This is a genomic window from Streptomyces sp. NPDC021115 (assembly GCF_044333065.1).
Classification (GTDB): Bacteria; Actinomycetota; Actinomycetes; order Streptomycetales; family Streptomycetaceae; genus Streptomyces.
Genome location: NZ_JBIRQF010000006.1, coordinates 479056 through 499792 on the forward strand (window position 1 = coordinate 479056; position 20737 = coordinate 499792).

Sequence of the window (20737 nt, forward strand, 5' to 3'; positions counted from 1 at the left end):
GACGCTTTAAACGCTCACGCGCGGTCGGGCGGGTGCGAGGGTCAGCAGGCCGCAGCCGTAGGACTTGCCCTTGCCGATGCCCTGGAGCAGGGCGGTCCGGACAGCGACCGGATCCTCGATGGTGGCTGTCCCCTCGAACTGGATGGGGTGGTGGCGGATGTTGCGGCCGGTGATCGCCGGAGCGAGGTGGCCGGTTCCGCCGCCGTGCAGTTCGAGCCCGGCTGCATCCGCCTTGCGGATCCACCAGTCGGCGGCTTCTTCCCCTTCGAGGCTGATGGTCGTGGAGCGGCGTTGGCCGGGGATGCGACGGGCGGAGGTCGGGTGCGCGGCGATCCTGTACTTCACCTCGATTCCGGTGTCGATCCAGTCGAGGATGGGAGCCAGGGATCGCTGGTCGCCTGCCGTCGCGTAGCCGATGGGCAAGTTGTCCAGGTGAGCGGGGAGCGCAGACTGCACGAGCATGACGGGCCCACTGCGACTGGCTTCGATCCGGAAGAGGATCCCGAAGGCCGCGCGGGGAGTGGCGAGGTCGCCTTGGGCGTCAGGGAACAGAGACATCACGCGCCGATGCAGAGCATGGGCATCGCGCAGGTCTCGCCTGAAATCCGGGTGCTGGGCGTTGAGCTGGAGGCGAGCGAGAAGTAGCGAGACCGTGCTCGGCTGGGTGCTCGCGGTGTTGTCGGTCACGGTCATGAGGGCGTCGTCGCTTTCGGGTTGAGATAGGCGTCGAGGCGGTCGAGCCAGTCTTCCCCGGTCTGAAGGCACTGGCTGACAGGGTGCCGACGGTCGCGGTGCCACACGTCGCGGGTGCCGAAGACACGGCCGGGCTTAGGAACGTCCTTGATCCGCGAGGGCGGAGGCCCGCCGTCCTGCGGGTCGGCGTCCAGGACATAGCGCACTACAACCTGGCTGTCGTCCTCGCCGTGTTCGCTTTGGCGGTGGAGCGGCAGGTTGTGCAACTCCTCCGTGGGGTCATCAAGGCCGTCTCGTAGAAGAGGCGGATACGACGGAGGGAAACCTCGGCGCCCCAGATAGAGAGGGAAAACGGGGGCGCGCAGGGCTCGGGCGCACCGGGTGGCGAGGTCTGCGTCGGGCGAGGTGACGGCGACGGTGAACGCGGCATTGGCGAGGAACCAGCGATGCGAGACCAGAGTCCCATGGGCGCCGGACCGGGGGCCGCCATCGCCGGTGTGGATGGTGTCGACGTGTCCGCCGCCAGCCGTGTGGAAGTCACGGCGCTGCGATCCGGGCTGGTCGATGCGTACCGCGTACTGAAGCGGGTCGAGTTCCGACAGGTCCGCGGATCCGGTGGCGGGATCGTGCCGGATGCCCAGGGCGGCTCCTATCATGCCCGTGAGCGCGGACCGCGTCGGGAAGCGCATGGTGGGCCGCTGATCGGTGAACAGGGCGGATGCCGGCCATGCCTGCCACGGGGCGGCAAGATGGAGGAGGAATCCAGGCATCAGTTGGTGGCTTCGCGACGGGTGGCCTGTTCGGCGCGGGCGTCATTGAGGATTTTGCTGATGAGAGCGTCGACGCCCTCGTGTCGCTGGCCGAGGTTGTCCAGGTCCTGGTCGGCGGTGGTGACGTGCCCATGGGATGCGAGCCCGGTGAGCCCGAACACCTTGTTCATTTTCGGGACGTACGCGTTGTAGCGCTCGATGGAGGGGCCCATCCACCCCTCGCCGGAGTCGGCGACGGGCTTCGACCAGGCTCCGGCGTAGTCCACTGGCTGATCGGTGCGCATGGAAACATGAACGAGGTCGGGTCCGACTTCCGCTGCGTGCGTTCGCCGCTTGGCGCGAGGCAGGGTGAGCGCAAACGTGCGCAGGAACGCGGCCGTCAACTCCAACGCGGTCTCATACGGGTCGGCGACCTCCACGCCGGGCTTCGCGAGGTTGCTGGCGAGTTCGTTGAGGTCGACCGATGCCCAGCGGCGTACGACTCCGGCCGTGTGGAGGGAGACATCGAGGAACCCGGCCCCCGGCTGGTCCTGGCGCTGCGCGGTGATGTCGTCGACCGCTGTGTAGTAGTCCTCTTGCTCGTCCGCGGCATGGGTGCCGAGCCCGAAGGCCACCTGTACCGCACCGTCCACGCGGGAACCGGGGTCATCAGCCAGCATGCGGCCGAAGAGTGAGATGACCTTGTTGGACCGGTTCACGATCCGGCGGATCTCGTCCCGATCAGCGGCGGCGATCGTGCTGATCACCCCCTTGGCCTCGGCAGGGTCACCGTCATCGTCGGCCTTCTTCGCGGCTGCGGTCAGGTCCTTGTCGGTGGCTGCTTGCAGCACACCGCTGTGCCGTGCGGCGATTGCGGCCAGCAGGGCGGGAGCATCACCGACGAGAAAGAGGGCGGTGTTCGTCTCCCCCGTGTACTTGGTGTTCGCCCCCTTCCCTGTGGTCGAAGCCTTCAGCCCCTTGAAACCGGCCGCGAGAATCACCAGGAGTCCTGCCCGGGTCGCGGTCCACGCGTCCTCCCAGCCATGCTCCTTGACAAGCCGCTCACCGATGAGTTCGGGCATGCGCCGCGTCCGGAGCGCCGGGTCGTCGAAGACGTCCTGCAACTGGAGGCGCACTGGCCGTTTCTGCGACTGAGAGGAAGGAGAAATACGCGACTGCCCTCCGAAGACCGTCATCTTCGGTGCTCCGGTGTCGTCCCTGTTGACGTTGGACGGCGGGAGCTCGTGCAAGGTGGTGATGGTGACGTGCAGCGGCGCGGTGCGAGACATGGAGCTACTTCTCCTTTGAAGCAGTGGGCAGAGCGATCGTGTAGGACTCCCACCAGCGGCGGGAGATGTCGGCCGCTCGGAACGGCCAGCCGTTGAGGTCCGACAGCAGGACAGCGAGGTCGAGGCCCGACAGCGCGGGATCGAGGTGGTGGACGACCCGGGGAAGGGCCCGGCGCAGCCCCGCCGGGGTCTTCCGCGTCAGCAACCGCATCGTCTGATCTGCGCGGCCCGCCGTCACATCGCCTCCGCGGACAGCCCGGCCGACAGCGGCACCGAGATTTCCCTCCGTATAGCGGGTGGCCGGCTTTCCGGCCGTGCTCTCGGCGTCCGCTCCGGCATCGGGGTGTTGGGCCAGGATCCCAGCGACCAACAGATAATTGATCTTGCGCTCGGGGTGCATGCGCTCGGCAGCAAGACGGCGCAGCAGCTGCAGCGCGTCACCGGTGCCCCGGCGTCCGGTCGGACTCTCCGGGCGAGTCGCGGCTGCGACGGCACGTCGCAGCTTGGCACGTCCGGCTGGTGTGGCGCATTGACGGCCCACCTCATCGAGGAACGTGTCGTATCTGGCGAGTGGGCTCGTCGTGACAGCGGGCTCAGTCATGAGGGTGAGGGCTCCTTGTGGCGTTCTTCCGGGAGCGGGTGAGAATCACGCGGCCGCTCGTCACGGCCTGCATCCCGCGCGGCGACATCGCCGCTGCAGCAGTTGCCTCGTCGTACGCGACCAAGGCGACCGTGAGGAACCGGCCTGGTTCGTACGGGGTCCCGTCGAGGGCATCGGCTACGGCCTGCCAGAAGACCTGCTCTGCTTTGTCCCAGAACAGGCGGCGAGCATCCACTGGCCAGCGCATGCTGGCCGCCTTCTTCCGGTTCCCGGCGCACATGGTCAGCGCCATCTGCTTACTGGCCCGGTCGAGCAAGGCGTACGTGCTCTCCGCGTCGGTATGGGCGGCCCTGACAGTGGCGTGCACGAGGGTGCTCTCGCCCGCAGGTCGGAACAGAGGGAAGGGGGAATCGGCCGCCCACCACAGGACATCGCTGGCCTGTTTCGAAGCGCATGACACGGCACGCACCCGCGCTGAGCGCAATACGTCGGCCCCAGGGCCGGCGCCGATACCAGTGGACAGGTCTTTGAACACCTGGGGTGGCGCCGTCGTAGCCTTCTGCTTGCTCTTACTCGGTGAGTCTGGATCGGCTGCCCGAGACGCAGACGGGCGGGTATGAGCGAGCAGTGAGTCGATGTCCCGCCACAAAGCGCGGTCGGCGTCAGCCGGTACCGGCTTGATCTGCTCCCGTCCGGTCTTGTCCGTGACATGGGTGTGCATGACGAACGGGTCGACAGCAGGGGCCATCTTGTCGCCCGCCGCATCGAAAGCCCACGTCAGCTTGAGGCGCTGGACGAACTGCCCCTTGGAGTCGGGCTGGAGGAGAACGGCGTGGCGGGAACGTCCGGTGAGCAGCGATACCCGTCCTGAGGGGGCAGCGGCCCCGGGGGCGAGGGGGTCAGACAGTGTGTCGGTTTCCCAAGGTGCGAGATCTTCCCCGGGGCCGTTGGGCATACCGGCAGGGCAGTTCAAGACCAGGGTCTCGAACAGACTCCGCCCTCTTACGAAGTACGACACCGTGTTCCGGTACGGGCCTGCCGCGGTCTTCGACCGTGCTGCACGTCCCGGTACTTGACGACTTCCGCATCCACCACCGGCACCGATCCCGAGGACCGCTTCCAGCGACCACACGGCCATGTGCACCGGTACCGGGGCGTCCTGATCGCGTTTGTCGAACCACACGTGGTTGTTGCCCGACGGCAACCCGTACACCAGCTTGCCCGGCGGCGACCACTCCTCGCACTCCTCCCGCAACGCGGGAAGCTGCCGGTAGGGGCGAACAGGATCGAACAGCCACATCCGCTCACGATGCTCAGCGAAGTACGCCTTCACCGCTGTCTCGTCGAACCGCCCCTCCGCCAGCACGCCGGCCCGCAGCCGCTTCCACTCCTGGCCGCGCGCCCGGTCCAACCCGGTGACCCGCAACGCCATCGCCACCAGGTTCCGCAGCACCACCGACTCCGTTGCCTCGTACGGAAGATCAACGTGATCGATGAGGTGAGCGGCTATCAACGCCTGGGCGTAGCCGCCCACCACGCTGCCGGGAAACCAGTCGGGGGGCGGCCCGAAGGCGGCATCGACACCCTGTGCCCCGGGCAAGGCGCGGACGGGCAACCAGGCACCATCTGCGACGTTCATAGACAGCATCAGCGACCCTTCATCGCAGCATCTTTGCGTCATTAGGAACGCTAGCGCCACCCACTGACAATGGGCGCTATAGACGGCAATGCGCAGGTCGGGGACGTAGCGGATCAGAATCACGTGACGCGATTCGCAGCCCACACCGCCGGGAGGCGGGCCGTGCATGGAGGCGGCACACGACGAACAACAGGGAAGGCGCATGCCGGGCTACCCCCGCGTGGGCGGGACGCACGCGGCCAGATGGTTGACGCGATGCGCTATGGCCGGTTCACCCCCGCGCGGGCGGGACGCACACGGGAGAGAAGAGGGCCGCGACCGTCGGCTACGGGTTATCCCCGCGTGGGCGGGACGCACACGAAACCACCCTGGATTGGTTTCAACGGGGTCGGTTTATCCCCGCGTGGGCGGGACGAACGACACCGCGACCGGCGCACCGCTCACCATCGGCGGTTCACCCCCGCGTGGGCGGGACGCACTGGCGGGGCGGAGACCCCACCCCCAAGATCCACGGTTCACCCCCGCGTGGGCGGGACGCACATCCCGAACTGGTCCATCATGTCGCCGAGATACGGTTCACCCCCGCGTGGGCGGGACGCACGAGGCGTAGTGGAAGCCGGTCAGCGTGAGCGCCGGTTCACCCCCGCGTGGGCGGGACGCACACTTCGCGACCTGCGGCGCTTCAGGTGCTTTGCCATTTCTTTGTCAAAGTGCTCTGTGTGTAGTAACGACTCAAACAGCTTAGTTGGGGCTGGGGAGTGCGAGTGCAGCCTGGCCGACGTCGCGCAATCAAACTCCGCTGGGCACTCACCGTGGACCCGGCCGAACGGCAGAGCCTGACCGGCCTCGCCGACAACTGTCCCAACGCCCCCATTACGGTGACCACCGCCAACTGACCCACGCCTACCATCAGCCGGTTACTCCCGCACCGGGTGATGCCGGGCCCGGCCGTCGCCTCACTCGATCCGAAACCTCGCAATCGAACGCCGCGGTGACCCCCACGACCGCTCCCCAAGATCTGCGCCAGAACCTCATTCGCTCTCGTTACCAGGTCCAGTTACCAGAGGCTGAGTGGCCGACCGATCGAGACCGCAACTCCAATGCGAACTGCGATTTCCTGGTCGGACTCGCGGTTCGCCCTGCCGGCACGAATGGCGGCGCCGATCGCCCGGGAGCGACCAGCTGGCCCGCGGAGGTCCGCCAGAGGGCTGCCAGGATCTCGGCGCCGTGCCAGCCATTCGGCCCGGTTCTCCGCAGGTGTGCCGAGTCGTAGATGTGCCGGTTGCTGGCAGGAGTGGTTGTCGCAGGTGTGACAGACGGTGGGGCTGTCGTTGTCCCATCCCAGGCGGGGGATCACGCCGTGCGCGAGCTGGTAGCCGTACAGATGGCCGGGCACGGTGCCCCGACGCGTTCTCCCGGGGCGGGAGGCTGCACGGAAGCTGGCGTGGCCCGTGCTGGAGATCCCGCCGAAGAAGAACCAGCAGTCCGTTCGTGAAGAGGTGTGATGGACCTTGGCCCAGTAGCGGGCCCGGACCGACTCCTTGGCCAGCCAGGCAGCCCATTCCACGGCTGGAATGCGTACGGGCGTCGGCTCTCCGACCAAGGCGAGCTGTTCGTCAACGGAGACGGGCCCGGACTGGTTCACCGCCGTGAGCGGGAACAGTCCGGGCCCGAGGTCGTTCTCAGAGGTCATCAGCCGGGCTGTCGTCCGGCGTGCCGACCAGGGCCTGAGCGGGGGTTGATGGCGAAGAGGAAGCCGTGTTCGGCCGGGCCGATCGGTTTCGGCGGGTGCGAGGCCGTTCAGCACGGGATCGAAGGGTCTCGATGATCTCTTTGGCACGAGCAGCGGTAACCGGCTTCGCCTCGCGCTCCAGTTCCTCCGCCGGTACGCCCAGTAGCCCGGAGACCAGCTCGGCATCGTTGTCGAACAGGCGCAGAGCAACCGCAGCTGCTTCACGCGCTACGAGATCAGCTTTCTCTTTCGCGAGCGTCGCCTTCACTGCGGCCTCGCGTGTAGCTAGCACGTTCGCGGCGGCCATCTCGCGAGTCTTCGCCTGAAGCGCCTCGACGGCGCGAACCCTGCGCCGCAGCTCGGCCGCGCTCACCGACGCTGTCGAATTCGTGCTCACCCGTGCCCCAGTCCTGTTTGGAAACCTGCTCATGGCGAGGGCACCGTAAGCACAGGTCTGCGGGACATATCGAACCAGCGGATGGCGCTGTTCAAGGGCGGCAGCAGGCCATCTCCCCGGAGGTGGTCCGCGGTTCCGCCACCGCTGTGGGGCTCATGCCAGGTAGGCGGACAGAAGAAGTTCGGACTCCGGGGAGAGCGAGACGATACGGACCTGTTCGTCGTCGCGGTAGGTCAGGCTTCCCGGTACGTCGCCGACGGCCGGGTGGTAGTCCCAACGGGACAGCCCGGCGAGGGCCGACGAGCGCAGACCCTCGCGGAGCGCGAGCGACATGCCCAGGGGAACGGCAAGGTCGACTGTGAGGTCTGCGAGCGTGGCGACGACGAGCGCGCGGGCTTCCTCGGTCGTCATCAGCTCCTGTTGTTCATCCATGGGCCCAGTATCGGGGCCAGCCGCTGTGTGTACCCCCAATCAACGGTTATCCACCATCCGCCAGGGCGGCCGATGCAGGCGTGCAACTGGGGCTGGCCTTCAACCTCATGCCTCCGGCGGGTCCTCTCTCGGAGGGGGAGGGGGCTTGTCGTACGGCTGTCGCGTCGTTGTGGTGCGGGTGGTGGGGCGGGGTTCCCTCCTCGGTCGGACACCAGGGGGCGTACCAGGAACCCGGTCACGGCGTCCAGGCCGGGCCGCTTCGCGGTCGCTTCGCGAGCTTGGACACCGTGCCCGGAACCCTGGTCCGGCGGAGCTGTCCGACCGAGGAGGGAACCCCGCCCAGGGTCCGTTGTGGCCGGGTCCGGTCGGGCGGATGCGGGTCGGTGGTCGCACCGGGGCTCGTCCGTAGGACGACCTCCGCCTGAGAGGTAACAGTCTCGTCCCGAGTCTCCTCATGCTGCCCCGAACGCCCATCTCAGCGAACCATTTCGCCAGAGCTACGCCGTCAGCTGAGCTGACCCGTCATAAGAAATGAGGACCAAGGTATCGTCACTTCGTGACGATACAATCAGCCAAGATGGCCGGATCTGATCGAACCTGACCCGAGGAGGTGGGCGGGCCGGTGGGGTGGGTAACGGGGATCGGCCCGTCGGACGAACAGGTCGAATACCGCCTGACCGGGGGCCACGGCTGCGGCAAGGTCACCGTGGTCGATGCCGCTCCGCTCGTCGCCGCCGTCGAGGCCAAGGCCGCGGAAGCCGGTACGACCGTCGCCTCGCTGCTCGGAGCCACCGAGGCGAAGAAGGCGTTCTATCGGGCCCGTACCCAGCTCCGCAGCGACAAGAAGGCCCGGTTCACCGGATTCGACGCCGTCGAGGTCGCCGCGGCAGCCGGACTCGACGCCCGCACCCTGTACGGGGAGGCCGTCCTCCCCACCCCTTCCGCTGACGGTCAGGTGGACTACCACCTCGATGCCAGCGAACGTCCGCTGGTGTGGATCGGCCAGGGCCTCCACGAGTTCGGCATCACCCCCGGCTCGGTGCTCGCCCCCGAGCAGTTCCAGGCCGCCCGCCGCCTCATGCGCGGTGAGCACCCGCGCACCGGCGAAACGCTGGTCGAACCGAAGCTGGCCATCGCGCCCACGGCCAAGCTGCACGCCGCGCCGCTGGTACGAGCCATCCGCCGCACCGCCGCTGAGCAGGGCGTACAACCACAGTCACTGCTCGACTCTAAGCGTAAGAAGGACGCCTTCGGCCGCATGGAGCGTCAGCTCGTCCGGTTCGGCGAAGCCCACAAGGCGCCGGTCTCCACCCTGCTCAAGCTCGCCGACGGCGTCGGCATCGACGCCACCGAGCTGTACGGCGAAGACGCATTGGAGAAGGCCCTCACCGCCGAGGCCGGTGGCCGACTCGACGCCCGCGCGCTCCTGCACGCCGTCGAGACCAAGGCGGGCGAGACCGGACAGGAGCCCTCGGAGCTGTTCGACTCCGCGTCCATGAAGCGGCGCTACCGCCAGACCGAGGCCGAAGCCGGTCGGCGGCTGCGCGATCTGCCCATGGCCGTGCGTGAAGCGGTCGCTACGGCCAAGGCCGCGGGGCTCGCACCGGACCAGATCTGGGACGCGGAAGAGGTCAAGGCCGCGATGCGGGAAGGCCGCGTCGAGGTCGGCAACCGGGGCGCCGACACCACGTTGGACTTGGGCAAGTCCAAGAGCGTCTTCCTGGCCTACGCACCGCCGGAGATCGCCCGCGAGGTCGAGTCGATCTACACCTCATGCGGGCGCGAATCGGTCGACGCCTTGGAGCGCTGGACCGCGTACGGGATGCGTGGCCGACACGGCGATGGTGAACAAGCGCGCACGCTCGACACGAGCGGCTTCTCCGGCTGGATGATGATCCACCGCGCGGCCCGGCCGGTCGGCGGCGCCCCGTACGGTGACCCCCACTTCCACCTGCACTTCACCCTGGCCAACATGGTCAAGGGCACCGACGGGAAGTGGTCCACGATGGCCGCGGGCGGCCGTGACCTCCACCGCCACGCCCGCGCGACGCAGTCCTTGATGAACGCCCGCATCCGCCGCGAACTCACCGACCGCTACGGCATCGCCTTCCGCCGCGAAGCACGCACCGGAGCGTGGGAGATCGCCGCCATCCCCGAGGCCACGATCAAGCTGTTCAGCAAGCGCGACGGTCAGGTCCGGGAACTGCTCAGCAAGCTCGGACTCGACTACGACAACGCCACCGTGCGCGAGCGCACCGCCGCATCCGCCGCTTCCAAGGCCGCCAAGAACGGCGACGCCGCAGGGGCCACGGACGATGTCCTGCGCGCGTACTGGCAGGCCGAAGGACGTGCCGTCGGCGATGACCCGGACGCCATCGCCGCCAGCGCCCTTCAGGACCAGGCGCCGGAGCCGAACCCGGATCTGGACGAGCTGTGCCGCGTCGTCTTCGACCCCAAGACGGGGCTGACCAGCCACAGCAAGGAGTTCACCCACGCTGCCGCCATCTCCGCCGTATTGGACGCTCTCCCGTACGGCGTCGCCACCGCCGAGGAAGCCGAGAAGCTCACCACCTCCGCACTCCGGCACGCCGGGTACGCGGTCAAGCTCAACCCGAAGGGCGCCCAGCACTACACCCACGCCGACCGGTACACCACCGCGGACATCGTCGCCGCCGAGACGCTGATCGTCTCCGAGACCACGCGGCGCCTCGTCGAACAGGCTGCTGTCGTCAGCAGTGACACGGTCGCGATGACCCTGTCCACCGTCGAAGCCCAGCAGGGCTTCGCGTTCTCCGGCGAACAACGCGCCGTACTGGATCGGCTGCTCACCGTCGGACACGGCGTGGACGCCGTGATCGGAGTCGCGGGCGCGGGCAAGACCACGATCATGGACGCTGCGCGGCAGGCATGGGACGCCCAGGGACTCGTCGTCGCGGGCGCGAGTACGGCCGCCGTTGCCGCCGCCAATCTCAAGGCCGAAGCAGGCATCAGCTCCCGCACCATCGTCTCCTGGCTCACGAGCATCCGTACCGGCGGGCAGGGGCTGACCGGTGTGGACGTCTTGGTCGTGGACGAAGCCGCCATGTGCGATGACCGCGACATCGCCGAACTCCTCGCACACGTCGCGACGACCGGAACGAAGGTCGTCGGCATCGGTGACCCCAAGCAGCTACACAGCCCCGGAGTCGGCGGCCACTTCGCCGCCGTCCACCACCTGGTGGGAGGCCTGGAACTGACGGAGAACTTCCGGCAGAAGGATGCGATCGAGCGCCGCGCGCTCCAGCTGTGGCGCGATGACCACCGCGTGGACTCACTCCGTACCTTCGCCGGCACCGGCCGCGTCCACGCGCTCGCCGACAAGGACGAGACGCTCGCCGTCATGCTCACCGTCTGGGCCGACAAGCGCGCCGTACACACCGACGACCACACCGCCGTGCAGCAGCTCCTGATGCTCGCCGCCACCAACGAGATCGTCGAGGAACTCAACCTGGGCGCCCGCGCACTACGCAAGGCGAACGGCAACCTCACCGGGCCCGAGTACACGTACGCGCTCGCCGGTGGCCACGAACTCACCATCGCCGTCGGCGACCAGGTCCTCCTTCGCACCAATGACTACCGCGACAGGAAGAGCCGTGGCGAAAACGAAGACGTGCTCAACGGCTACCGCGGCATCGTCCGGGCGGTGGACGACTGCCGCCGGGTCCTGGTCGAGTGGAGGGAGAAGGCCGCTGATGGCCATCGTGACCATGCGGAATGGGTCGACGCCGACTACATCGCCCAGGGTGGACTGAGCCTCGGATACGCGATCACCGGCCACAAGAGCCAGGGCCTCACCGTCCAAGAAGCCCTGGTCTACGGCCCCGGAGCGCAGGCGAACGCGCTCTACACCATGCTGAGCCGAGACAAGAAGGAGTCGCACCTCTTCCTTCCCTTGGCCGTCTACGAGACCGACGCCGACCGGGCCCGAGCAGGCGAACCGGAGACCGACCAGGAGAAGCTGGACCGCGCCGTTGCGGGTCTCATTCGCGAGATCGAGAACGGCACCGAGGAACGCATGATCCTCACCGAACTGCCGACGAACGCGGTACCAGCCGACCTACGCGAGGTGGTGGATGGCCTGCCCACCCACGGGGCGCCCCGCAGTAGCGACTCCTCCGAGAACACCACGCCCCCGTTGGCCACGGACGACCGAGGCACCCACCTCTCGCACGGCGCGCCCGCTATCAGCGGGCACTCCGACACGACTCCGCCGGAGGAGCCTCGCCCGTACAAATACCTCAGCCACACCGGTCTCCGCGACGCCATTCGGAAGGCAGCCACTGCCACCCGGGCCACGCAACGAGCAGCCGAAGCCGCCGAGGCGGACGCGGACCGGGCCGAGCAGGAAGCGTCGAGCGGGAACGGCCCCAACGTCCTCGCACTCAACCGTCGCTACCAGGACCTGACGGCGCGAACCGAATGTATCTCCGAGCTGCGCGAACTCTCCATCTCCGCCAGTGATCGTACGGATGCACAGCACCGCGTGGTCGAGCGCATCGAGCACCTTGAACAGAGGCTCAGCGCCGTCGGCCGATTCGGCCGCCCCGTGCTGCGCGGCGATGACCGAGCCCATGCTGAGGCAGATCGGGCAGAGCTGCTCCAGGCTCGCAACGAGACCGGTGACGAGCTGGACGCGCTCTACGAGCGGATCGATGAGCTTCGTGCAGCCGCGGGCCCGAATGACGAGCACGCTAAGGCGGACGCCCACCTCGCGACCCTGGAGTCCAACAAGCCCGGACTGCTGCGCCACGCCTTGGACCAGGACAACGAGCTGACCAAGTGACGACGAGCGGAAGCTACCAGCGCCCGCAGCACTGCCCAGGGCGCCGCCCATCGGGAATCCGGTCTGCGTCGTGAACTCAGCCGTCGTCATCAGCCGGACCGATCGCCGCAGGAAGAAGAGCAGAGGATTTCGCCGCATGCCGCGGGCGCGTACGCCCAGAGCTACCGGATGGACAACCCAATCCGTCAAGCACACGAGCCCCCCGACGTACGGGACACGGATCCGGCGGAGTAGCCGAAGGATGCGAGGTCCGTCGAAGAGGAACTGATGTCAGGCAGGAGGGCTCGGCTGGTCGGATTTGCTGATGAGCATGTGTGGAAACTGCCCGGGGCCGCATGTCGGGCGAGGGGCCATCCCCGCAGGTGCGGGGAGCAGGCCCGGGCGGACGGGACCGCCTACCGGCAGGTGGGGCCATCCCCGCGGGTGCGGGGAGCAGCCGGCCGGCCGTATGAACCACAACGCCAACGTGGGACCATCCCCGCGGGTGCAGGGAGCAGCCATCATTCAACCAGCCCGGTAAGGGCGACAAGGGACCATCCCCGCGGGTGCGGGGAGCAGGGGTGGAGCGTGGAGCGGGTCGACAAGGGCGGGGGACCATCCCCGCGGGTGCGGGGAGCAGCATGACGGCTGTCACTGCATGGCCATACCGGTGGGACCATCCCCGCGGGTGCGGGGAGCAGTGAGGCTCACCCGGATCCTTCAGCCACGCTTCGGGACCATCCCCGCGGGTGCGGGGAGCAGGCGACGGCCTGCTGGACCAGGTCCAGCGCGGTGGGACCATCCCCGCGGGTGCGGGGAGCAGTCGCCCGGCATAGAATCGCTCACGAGTTCGATGGGACCATCCCCGCGGGTGCGGGGAGCAGGTCGGGAATCTCGTGGTGATCCCGGTACGCGCGGGACCATCCCCGCGGGTGCGGGGAGCAGAGCAGCCCCGGCCGGAGTCGCTGAACGAGACGGGGACCATCCCCGCGGGTGCGGGGAGCAGGGCACCCCACGGCGCCCAGCAGCGGGGCGCGCAGGGACCATCCCCGCGGGTGCGGGGAGCAGGCCACCGCGGTGATGACGGGGTCGCCGTGGCGGGGACCATCCCCGCGGGTGCGGGGAGCAGCCGTATAACCGACCGAGACGACCTCCTGCACCGGGACCATCCCCGCGGGTGCGGGGAGCAGCGGGTTGGCCACGATCGCGTGGTACCGGCCGCGGGACCATCCCCGCGGGTGCGGGGAGCAGGCGTCCAGGTCGGCCGCGACCGAGTCCGCCCGCGGACCATCCCCGCGGGTGCGGGGAGCAGACTGCGTGACCTGGGGATTTATACGGTTGAGTGCTCGATTTTACTTACTTCTGCAGAACCCGACGAAATGATCCTTCGTTGCATTACGTGTATATCGATCATTATGGGTATCTCCGTTTTTTCGGGCTCTCGGGTTGGATTTGATTATCAGGGTGGTCGCTGTATACCGGTGAACGGCACTCCAGTCCGGTGGTGGGAGAGGCCTGTCAGGCGGTCGTCTGAACGAGTAACGCGTTGAGTTGGGCTGCGGTGACCTCGGGGTCTGTCGTGTGGTGGATGGTGCGGATCCCGAGGGCCTCCGCTGGCGGGAGGTTGCGGGCATGGTCGTCTACGAACACGCACTCGGAGCCTGTGAGCTCAAGGGCGTCCAGCGTCCGCTGGTAGATGACCGGCGAGGGCTTCCGCACCTTTTCGGCCTCGGAGAGGATCACTGCGTCGAAGCAGTCGTACAGCCCGAGGGCTTCGTATGGGTTGTAGGGCGTCAGGCCGAAGCTGTTCGAGAGCATGGCAACCTTCACGCCCGCCTCGCGGGCACGCTGTGCGGCCGCAACGATGGCCGGCTCTGGACGCAGGTTCGCCAACGCGCGCCGCATCAGGTCGGTCGGGTCGATGCCGAGAATGCCGCCGATGACGCGGTTCCAGTCCTCCTGCGTGGCTCGGCCAATTTCGAGATCGGTGTAGACGCGCACGCCGTCGGGGTGCTTCTCCAACGCGTGGGCGTAGGCGCCCGAGGGGAGCCCGAGGGACCTTTCAAACGCCTGGCTGTTGAGTTTCATCTGTGTGGTCAGGACGCCGCCGAAGTCGAGGATCAGGCCACGGTATGGGGTGGTCAATGGGACTCCTTGTGATGCGCGTGGTCTGGAAGCGGGGCGCCTGCTGCTCTGAGAGGGGCCGTAGGCACAGTCCCGGGGGAGGGGGGAAGGCTCTCCCCTCTTGTAGGCGCATACGCCCGTCGCGAGTGTGCCCTGCCCACGACGATGAATGATCAACCCACGGCGAATGACGGACAGTTGTTCAACCTCGGACTACGGATCACGTGGCTTCGTGAGCGGCGCGGGACAAGTTCCGGCGACTTCATCGGCGGGTCCTGGAACTGGGGTGGCAAGATTCCGCACCTCAGGATTCCCGTTTACCGCGTCCCAACCATGAACGTCGGGTACGCCATCCTTCCGAAACCCCCAACCCTCGCTTCCGATCCGTGTAGAGGGAGCGGGCGCAGGGCGGGCGGCCGTACCAGGAGGGTGGCCTGCTGCTTCCGTTCCTGCTGGGTCAAGGTCACGCCGCGCTGCGGCACGCGAGCGTCGGAGGAAGAGCCGCCTGTGCTTCGCCAGCCTGCCAGCCTCCACGGCCGGCACCAGATCTGGCTGCGCCGCGGTCGGCAGCGAGCCAACGCCTGCACGGCTCACGGCCGACCGCGGGCCGGCCCTGGCGGGGCCCGGCAGATCGCGTGGCGACGCTGACCCGACTGTGCAGCCAGGTCGCAACGCGGGCAGGATCAGCACCATGAAGATTCTGGTGATCGGCGGCACGTGGTTCCTCGGAAAGCAGATCGCGGAGGACGCGCTGGAGCGCGGGTGGGAGGTGACGACCTTCAACCGTGGTCGGTCCGGCGCGGACGTGCCGGGTGTGGTGCCCATCCACGGGGACAGGACCGTCGAGGAGGATCTGCAGCGTCTCGCCGGGCAAGGACCCTGGGACGCGGTCATCGATACGTCCAGCTCGGAACTGGCTCCGCGCGATGTCCTCCTGTCGGCAGTCGCGTTGAAGGATGCCGTCGGACGGTGGGTCCACCTCTCGACCGTCTCGGTGTATGAGGGTTGGCCTCATCTGCCGTTGACTGAAGATTCTCCACTGCTGGAGTGCCCGGCGGACGCGGACGAGACGTACGGGTACACCGGCGAGGACGGCAGCCCCACCATCTACGGCTTTCAGAAGGTCGGCGGGGAGAGGGCAGTGGGCCAGACCCTCGGTGAGGATCGGGTGGTTCTCCTTCGGCCCGGTGTCATTCTGGGCCCCGGGGAGTACGTGGGCCGGCTGCCCTGGTGGCTGAACCGAGCCCGGCAGGGCGGGGCCGTCCTCGCGCCCGCCCCCGCCGATCGCCGCATCCAGCCCGTTGACGTGCGCGACGTGGCGACCTTCGCGCTCGATCAAGTGCAAGGAGAGGGCCATGGCGGGTTCAACATCGCGCACCCCGACGGGCTGACGATGCAGGGCTTCCTCGCCGAGTGCCTGGCGGTCACCGGAGGAGCGGGCAAGCCCATGTGGGCCTCGCCGGAGGAACTGACCGCCCAGGGAGTGCGGCAGTGGACGGAGCTGCCGCTGTGGCGCACGCATGCCGGGGTGTGGGCGGTCGACGCCGGTCGCGCCGTTGCCGCAGGGCTGCGGTGCCGCCCGCTCAGCGAGACGATCCGGGACACCTGGGAGTGGATGGCTGCTGACGGCCGCCCAGTGGACCATCCCCGGTCGGCCGAGCACGGCATCGACCGCGACAAGGAGGCCAAGGTGCTGGCCTCCTTGTCATCAGGCTTGTGATCAGGGCTCCAGTGCTATTGGCCCGTACGGACCGTCGAGCGACCGCGCCGATGACGCCAGGACGAAGCCCTCGATGCGCTCGGCCAGGTCACCGGCCGCGGCCGCGCCTTGGTAGCGCGGCAAGGTCAGCGCGCTCCGCAGTTGGCTTACCCGGCGCAGCAGACCAGTGGCCCGCTGGTCCACCGGGACGTCCCACACCTTTGCGAGCGCTTCGGCGGCCCCTTCGAGATCGTTGTGCAGCAGCCGGGCCATGGCCAGATCAGCCGCGGCACCTCCCATAACCCGCGCGGAGCGAGCGCTCGCCGGCTTGCCGCGGAGAAGGTCCAGAGCGCGCAGCGCGCTGGCCTCGGCCTGCTCACCGTTGCCGACGAGGAGCGCCGTGCTGCTGTTCGACATCGCGAGCCGCTCGTCGCTGAAGCCGAACTCACCTCCGACGACTTCGTGCAGTTCGTCGGTCCGGCCCGACCTGACGCCTTCGGACAGCTCAACCGCGCGCTGTGCGGACGCCGTGTCGCCGAGGTGCCCGTACGCCCGAGCCTCGATCGCCCGGAGCCTGCGAACGGCGGTGTCTCCCAATCCGTCGCACATCAAGCCCCGCTGCACCAGACGAACCGATTCGCTGGGCGTCGCACTGAAGTATGAGATGTACGCGAGGGCGCCCGCGGCGAATGCTTGCAGGGGGCCGAAGCGGGCGCTCTCCCCGTAGAGCGCAGCCGTACGCGCCAATCGTTTCGCACCCGCCAGCGATCCCATATCGAAGGCGGCGGTTGCCAGGAGGGCGGATGCCTGCCCGGCCAGAATCAACAGGTCTTGCTGCTGGCCAGGAATCCTGGTGCGGTCGCGCTGAGTTTCCGCTTCCTCCCTCAGCCGGCGAGCCTCGGTCCACACCTCGGAGGAGGACTTGAGGTTATAGGCCCCGGCCAGAGCGACGATGTCGTCGCGGAGCTGGTCGATCGTGGTGTCAGAGATGGATGCCGATGCGGCGGCGTTGGCATCTTCCTGGGCGTTTCGTGCGGTCATAGCGATCTCGGCTTCCAGGTCGAACGTGGGCAACGCGGGATCGTTGGTACTGGGCGGAGGGCTGAACAGCGTCTCGGCCGGCATCCCGAACATGGCTTCCAGCACGCGGCAGGTGTCAGCACCCGGCAGACCGCGTAGCTTGCCGCCAGTCCAGCGGCGGAACGCGGATTCGCCCACCGTCGGATTCCCAGGGCCCAAGCCCAGAACTTCATCGGCCGCAGCGGCGAACGCTCGGGCGAAGTCGACGTAGCGCCACTTTCGCTGGTCTACCAGCACTTTCAGCATCGTGGCCGGTTGTGGCACGGCTCCTCCCACCTTCGCCGCTTGATCCCTCATCGAGGGAATACCGCGTACGCATGGCATGCAACACCGTACGGAGGCATGCCACTTGGAAGCCACCTCCGAGCCACTTTCATCGCTCGAACGAGCGTCACAGGCCACCTCGCCGGACATGGCGGAGCCATCCTGGCCCGCTCCACTCTGATCCAACCCAGCGGCAAGGCGCGGCGATGCGCAACGAACCCGACGGGAGGACCGGCCATGGCGGACATGAGTGCCCTCAGCCCAACCCTCATATGCAGCCCTGGCAAGAGCGGGGACGGGCGGCAACTGCCCCACGCGGCCCTCCACTACGGCCCTCGCGCAGCGGGTGCTCCGGCGGATGGGTAGACAGCAGACTTCGGACCAGGCGGCGAATCATGAGAGCGACTACGACGGCCCTGTCCACCTCCCCATCGCTCGCCCTGACCCGCGAGCGGGACGTCATGACCGTGAGCTTCACCATCAGCCTGCGCGACGAGGACGACGAGATCCCCAGGCAGGACGCGCAGCGCGTCCGCCAGATGCGCCGCCTGGCCAAGGCACGCCTCGCGTATTGGGGGCTCGCCGGGCTGGCCGACGATGTGGAACTGCTCGTCTCCGAGCTCGTCACCAACGCCATCGTGCACAGCCGTGGCACCGAGATCACCATGACGCTGGAGCTGAACGACGGCGTACTGCGGCTCGGTGTCAGCGACGAGACCGGCCGATTCCCAGAGATCCAGCAACCGAATCACGAGGCCGAATGCGGCCGGGGCCTACAGCTCGTTCAGTGCATCACCCAGCAGCACGGGGGCGCCTGGGGCATCAGGCCCGATGGCACCAGCACCTGGTGCACGATCCCCACCGCTTCTGCCGAGAGGTGTTGATGAGTACGGGCATCATGCACACCGCCGCTGAGTACCGAGGCCGCGGGGACGCGCGCGATGTGGCTCTGAACCGAAGGCTGGCCCGTGCGCTTCGGCAGTTGGAGGTCGCGGACCGCGGAGGAGTGCTTCCGGTAGGCCGGTCATGGGACGTGGTGGTGACGGGCGCTGGAGCCTGCGGTGCGGCGCTCCTGCGGAGTATGGATCACCATGCTCGCCCCGATCGCTGCGCTTCGGTGATCGCTGACCCGCAGCACCGGCTGCTGATGTGGCTGGCGCCGCTGGGAACCATGCGAGTTTGGCGAAACGATCACGGTCTCTGCATGGGGAACGGTGAGATCGCGGTTCCGCCTCTGGCATGCACCGCTCCCTCCTCACGGACTCACTGGGCGCGCCCAATGCGTCAGCACGATCTGGTGGATCCGGAAGTTCTCGACAGAGAACTAAGGGTTGCGGCTCTCGGACAGCCGCTGCCTGCCGTCATTGACCTGTTGCCCAGCCGGGCGAACGCGCCCTAACCGCATCGACCCCTCGACCGCGGTGGAGACCAACCCGCTGTCGAGGTGAAGCAGCCGCCCCCAGGCCCCAACTGGCGGCGGCGGGGGCGGGCCCGACCCCTGCTCCGAGGTACGAGGCCCGCCCCAACTCCGGCGAAATGATGTGAGGAGGAACGCAGATGTGCCGACACCAGCCGCCCTGCCCGTCCGCCGACGCGGCCGACAGGGAAGCCGCCCATCTCACGGCTTTCCACCCCGAGCAGGGCTGGAGCCTGCTGTGCAACGGGGTGCTGCTATTCGACGACACCGGTGGGCTGCTGCCGGATGGGCAGGTCATTCACTCTCATCGACCGCTGGGAGCTCATGTGGCGTAGCGCCTCGCAATCAACCGGTCCATTTCCAGATCCATTCATCCTCGAAGGTTCGATGTCTTACCGAGCGAAAACCGCCAACCCGCCGAAGAGTCTACCGGATCCTGGACCCCATGTGGGACTGGTCTCCCGGGCTTTCGCTCCGGCAGGAGGCCCGTCGCCGCAGAGTGCCCGTGCTCATGTGTGGATTCTTCTGCTGCTCGCATGCGCGGAGCCGATGTGCATTTCCGTCACCGAATTTGCAGTGCTCTGCGGTATTTCCATCCCCGAGCGCGATATTTTTGCCGAATGTGTCGCCGTTCTCAGCGCATTGGTGGCGGGGCGATGGTTGGTGACCCTGGTGAGGGCCCGCTACGCGGCGCCCCGGATCGCAATCGCTGCCTCGTCGGCACTTACCTTCGCAACCGTGGCAGCCTTGCTAATGGACACGGAGCTGTCGAAGATCATTGAAACCCTGGCGACGACGGCCGTGATGACTTGGCTCGGCTTGGAAGTGGTCGTCCACCACGGCGTGACCATGAGGGATTTCGGGTTTGGGCGGTCCGCTGCGCGTCGTGAAGCCGGTGCCCTGCTCCCTGGCCTGATCTTTTGCGCTCATCGCGCAGCCACCTGGGTTACCACTGTAGGTATGGCGTGGCTGGCATACGGCCTGCCCGCGTCATTGCCAGTAATGCGTGAGGACCAGGGCGCGGCTCTCGGCTGGGAGGGCGCTAAGGCATTCGCCGTCTCCAACGTCATCTACACCTCTGCCATCGAGGAAATACTGATGGTGGGTGCGTTGTGCGTGCTGTCTCAGGCAGCCCGTCGCCCGGTGTGGCAGATATACGCTATCGGCATCGCCTTCCGGGTCATGACCCATTTGTATCTTGGGCTCCCTGCTATCGCCCTCGCGATATTGGGTGCTGCGAGCATCTTCCTCTATCGCCGGTGGGGTCGAATTCAACCACTCGTCCTGAACCACCTGACTTTCGATCTACTCGTCATTTTCCCCATCATCCCATCCCTCTTCTGATCGTCCCCGGCCGCCGCCAGCCCCACGACTTGGAGAATTTCGTGATCAGTTACCTGCGCCCGGTCAGCATGGCCTGCCCCTCCGCATCCGCCGCCCAGAGCCCCCGGACGGAGGCCGCCCCTGCCCTTCACGTGGTGCCGACCGAAGAGGCATGTCGGCACGTGGAGGAGCCGACACGACGCGGCTTCTCCGGCCGCTCCGAGGTGCCGCCGCCCCCGCCGGCCGCCTAGCCCCGGTCATCCCCGACCCGGGCGCCCCCGCGGTCTGGTGTTCGGAGATGGCCTTCCGGCCGGGTCCTCCTCCCGAGGGGTGGAGGGGGAGTTGCTGCCGCCCCCGTACGGCTGGGCCGATGCCCGGTCGACGGCAGCACCCTGGCCGCCGCCTCGCCTTCCTGGGGAGGTGCGGCGGCGGCCAGGCCCGGCGCACTCACCCCGCACTCCTGCGGATGGACCACCTCGGTCTCGCACCCCGTCATC

Annotated in this window: 15 protein-coding genes and 1 CRISPR repeat array; of the genes, 5 read left to right on the top strand and 10 right to left on the bottom strand. The window is 67.8% G+C overall.

Features of this window, described 5'->3' with window-relative positions:
- Positions 1-6: 6 nt before the first annotated feature.
- The 8 genes from cas6e to ACH4TL_RS22080 form a co-directional block, all read right to left on the bottom strand.
- Positions 7-693, bottom strand: a complete 687-nt coding sequence (cas6e, locus tag ACH4TL_RS22045) for a type I-E CRISPR-associated protein Cas6/Cse3/CasE (RefSeq protein ID WP_398316205.1) — start codon at positions 691-693, stop codon at positions 7-9.
- Positions 690-1463: a type I-E CRISPR-associated protein Cas5/CasD gene (gene cas5e / locus ACH4TL_RS22050; protein ID WP_398316203.1), complete on the bottom strand. Its 774-nt coding sequence runs from the start codon at positions 1461-1463 to the stop codon at positions 690-692. Before cas5e ends, cas6e begins: the two co-directional genes overlap by 4 nt.
- Positions 1463-2731, bottom strand: coding sequence for a type I-E CRISPR-associated protein Cas7/Cse4/CasC (cas7e, locus tag ACH4TL_RS22055; protein WP_398316201.1), 1269 nt, complete (start codon positions 2729-2731; stop codon positions 1463-1465). The genes cas5e and cas7e overlap by 1 nt, the downstream gene beginning before the upstream one ends.
- Before the next feature lie 4 nt (positions 2732-2735).
- Positions 2736-3332 (bottom strand): type I-E CRISPR-associated protein Cse2/CasB, encoded by a 597-nt coding sequence (locus tag ACH4TL_RS22060; RefSeq protein ID WP_398316199.1) that lies wholly within the window; start codon positions 3330-3332, stop codon positions 2736-2738.
- On the bottom strand, positions 3325-5094 hold the full coding sequence (casA, locus tag ACH4TL_RS22065; protein WP_398316197.1) for a type I-E CRISPR-associated protein Cse1/CasA: 1770 nt from the start codon (positions 5092-5094) through the stop codon (positions 3325-3327). Before casA ends, ACH4TL_RS22060 begins: the two co-directional genes overlap by 8 nt.
- A 934-nt stretch (positions 5095-6028) precedes the next feature.
- On the bottom strand, positions 6029-6664 hold the full coding sequence (locus ACH4TL_RS22070) for a hypothetical protein (RefSeq protein WP_398316195.1): 636 nt from the start codon (positions 6662-6664) through the stop codon (positions 6029-6031).
- A complete protein-coding gene (locus tag ACH4TL_RS22075) occupies positions 6654-7100 on the bottom strand; it encodes a hypothetical protein (RefSeq protein WP_398316193.1) in 447 nt (148 codons plus the stop codon). The genes ACH4TL_RS22070 and ACH4TL_RS22075 overlap by 11 nt, the downstream gene beginning before the upstream one ends.
- Before the next feature lie 153 nt (positions 7101-7253).
- A complete protein-coding gene (locus tag ACH4TL_RS22080) occupies positions 7254-7532 on the bottom strand; it encodes a hypothetical protein (RefSeq protein WP_398316191.1) in 279 nt (92 codons plus the stop codon).
- A gap of 622 nt (positions 7533-8154) precedes the next feature.
- Between ACH4TL_RS22080 and mobF the strand changes: the two genes are divergently transcribed.
- Positions 8155-12354 carry a MobF family relaxase gene (gene mobF / locus ACH4TL_RS22085; RefSeq protein WP_398316189.1) on the top strand — a complete coding sequence of 1400 codons (4200 nt, stop codon included), beginning with the start codon at positions 8155-8157 and terminating at the stop codon, positions 12352-12354.
- 346 nt (positions 12355-12700) lie between these two features.
- A CRISPR array of direct repeats spans positions 12701-13645; the repeat unit is 29 nt; unit sequence GGGACCATCCCCGCGGGTGCGGGGAGCAG.
- A gap of 206 nt (positions 13646-13851) precedes the next feature.
- Here mobF and ACH4TL_RS22090 read toward each other — a convergent pair.
- Complete coding sequence (locus ACH4TL_RS22090; RefSeq protein ID WP_398316187.1) at positions 13852-14478, bottom strand: HAD family hydrolase; 627 nt, start codon at positions 14476-14478, stop codon at positions 13852-13854.
- A gap of 670 nt (positions 14479-15148) precedes the next feature.
- Between ACH4TL_RS22090 and ACH4TL_RS22095 the strand changes: the two genes are divergently transcribed.
- Entirely contained in the window at positions 15149-16177 is a 1029-nt protein-coding gene (locus tag ACH4TL_RS22095) for an NAD-dependent epimerase/dehydratase family protein (protein ID WP_398316185.1), read from the top strand.
- Here the strand turns inward: ACH4TL_RS22095 and ACH4TL_RS22100 are convergent, their stop codons facing one another.
- Complete coding sequence (locus ACH4TL_RS22100) at positions 16178-17482, bottom strand: DNA-binding protein (protein ID WP_398316183.1); 1305 nt, start codon at positions 17480-17482, stop codon at positions 16178-16180.
- A 413-nt stretch (positions 17483-17895) separates the two neighbouring features.
- Here ACH4TL_RS22100 and ACH4TL_RS22105 point away from each other — a divergent pair, with 413 nt between their 5' ends.
- The 3 genes from ACH4TL_RS22105 (at position 17896) to ACH4TL_RS22115 (ending at position 20261) form a co-directional block, all read left to right on the top strand.
- Positions 17896-18384, top strand: a complete 489-nt coding sequence (locus tag ACH4TL_RS22105) for an ATP-binding protein (protein WP_398316181.1) — start codon at positions 17896-17898, stop codon at positions 18382-18384.
- Positions 18385-19057: 673 nt separating this feature from the next.
- Complete coding sequence (locus ACH4TL_RS22110) at positions 19058-19252, top strand: DUF5999 family protein (protein ID WP_398316179.1); 195 nt, start codon at positions 19058-19060, stop codon at positions 19250-19252.
- A 178-nt stretch (positions 19253-19430) separates the two neighbouring features.
- Positions 19431-20261 carry a type II CAAX prenyl endopeptidase Rce1 family protein gene (locus ACH4TL_RS22115; RefSeq protein WP_398316177.1) on the top strand — a complete coding sequence of 277 codons (831 nt, stop codon included), beginning with the start codon at positions 19431-19433 and terminating at the stop codon, positions 20259-20261.
- Positions 20262-20737 lie beyond the last annotated feature (476 nt).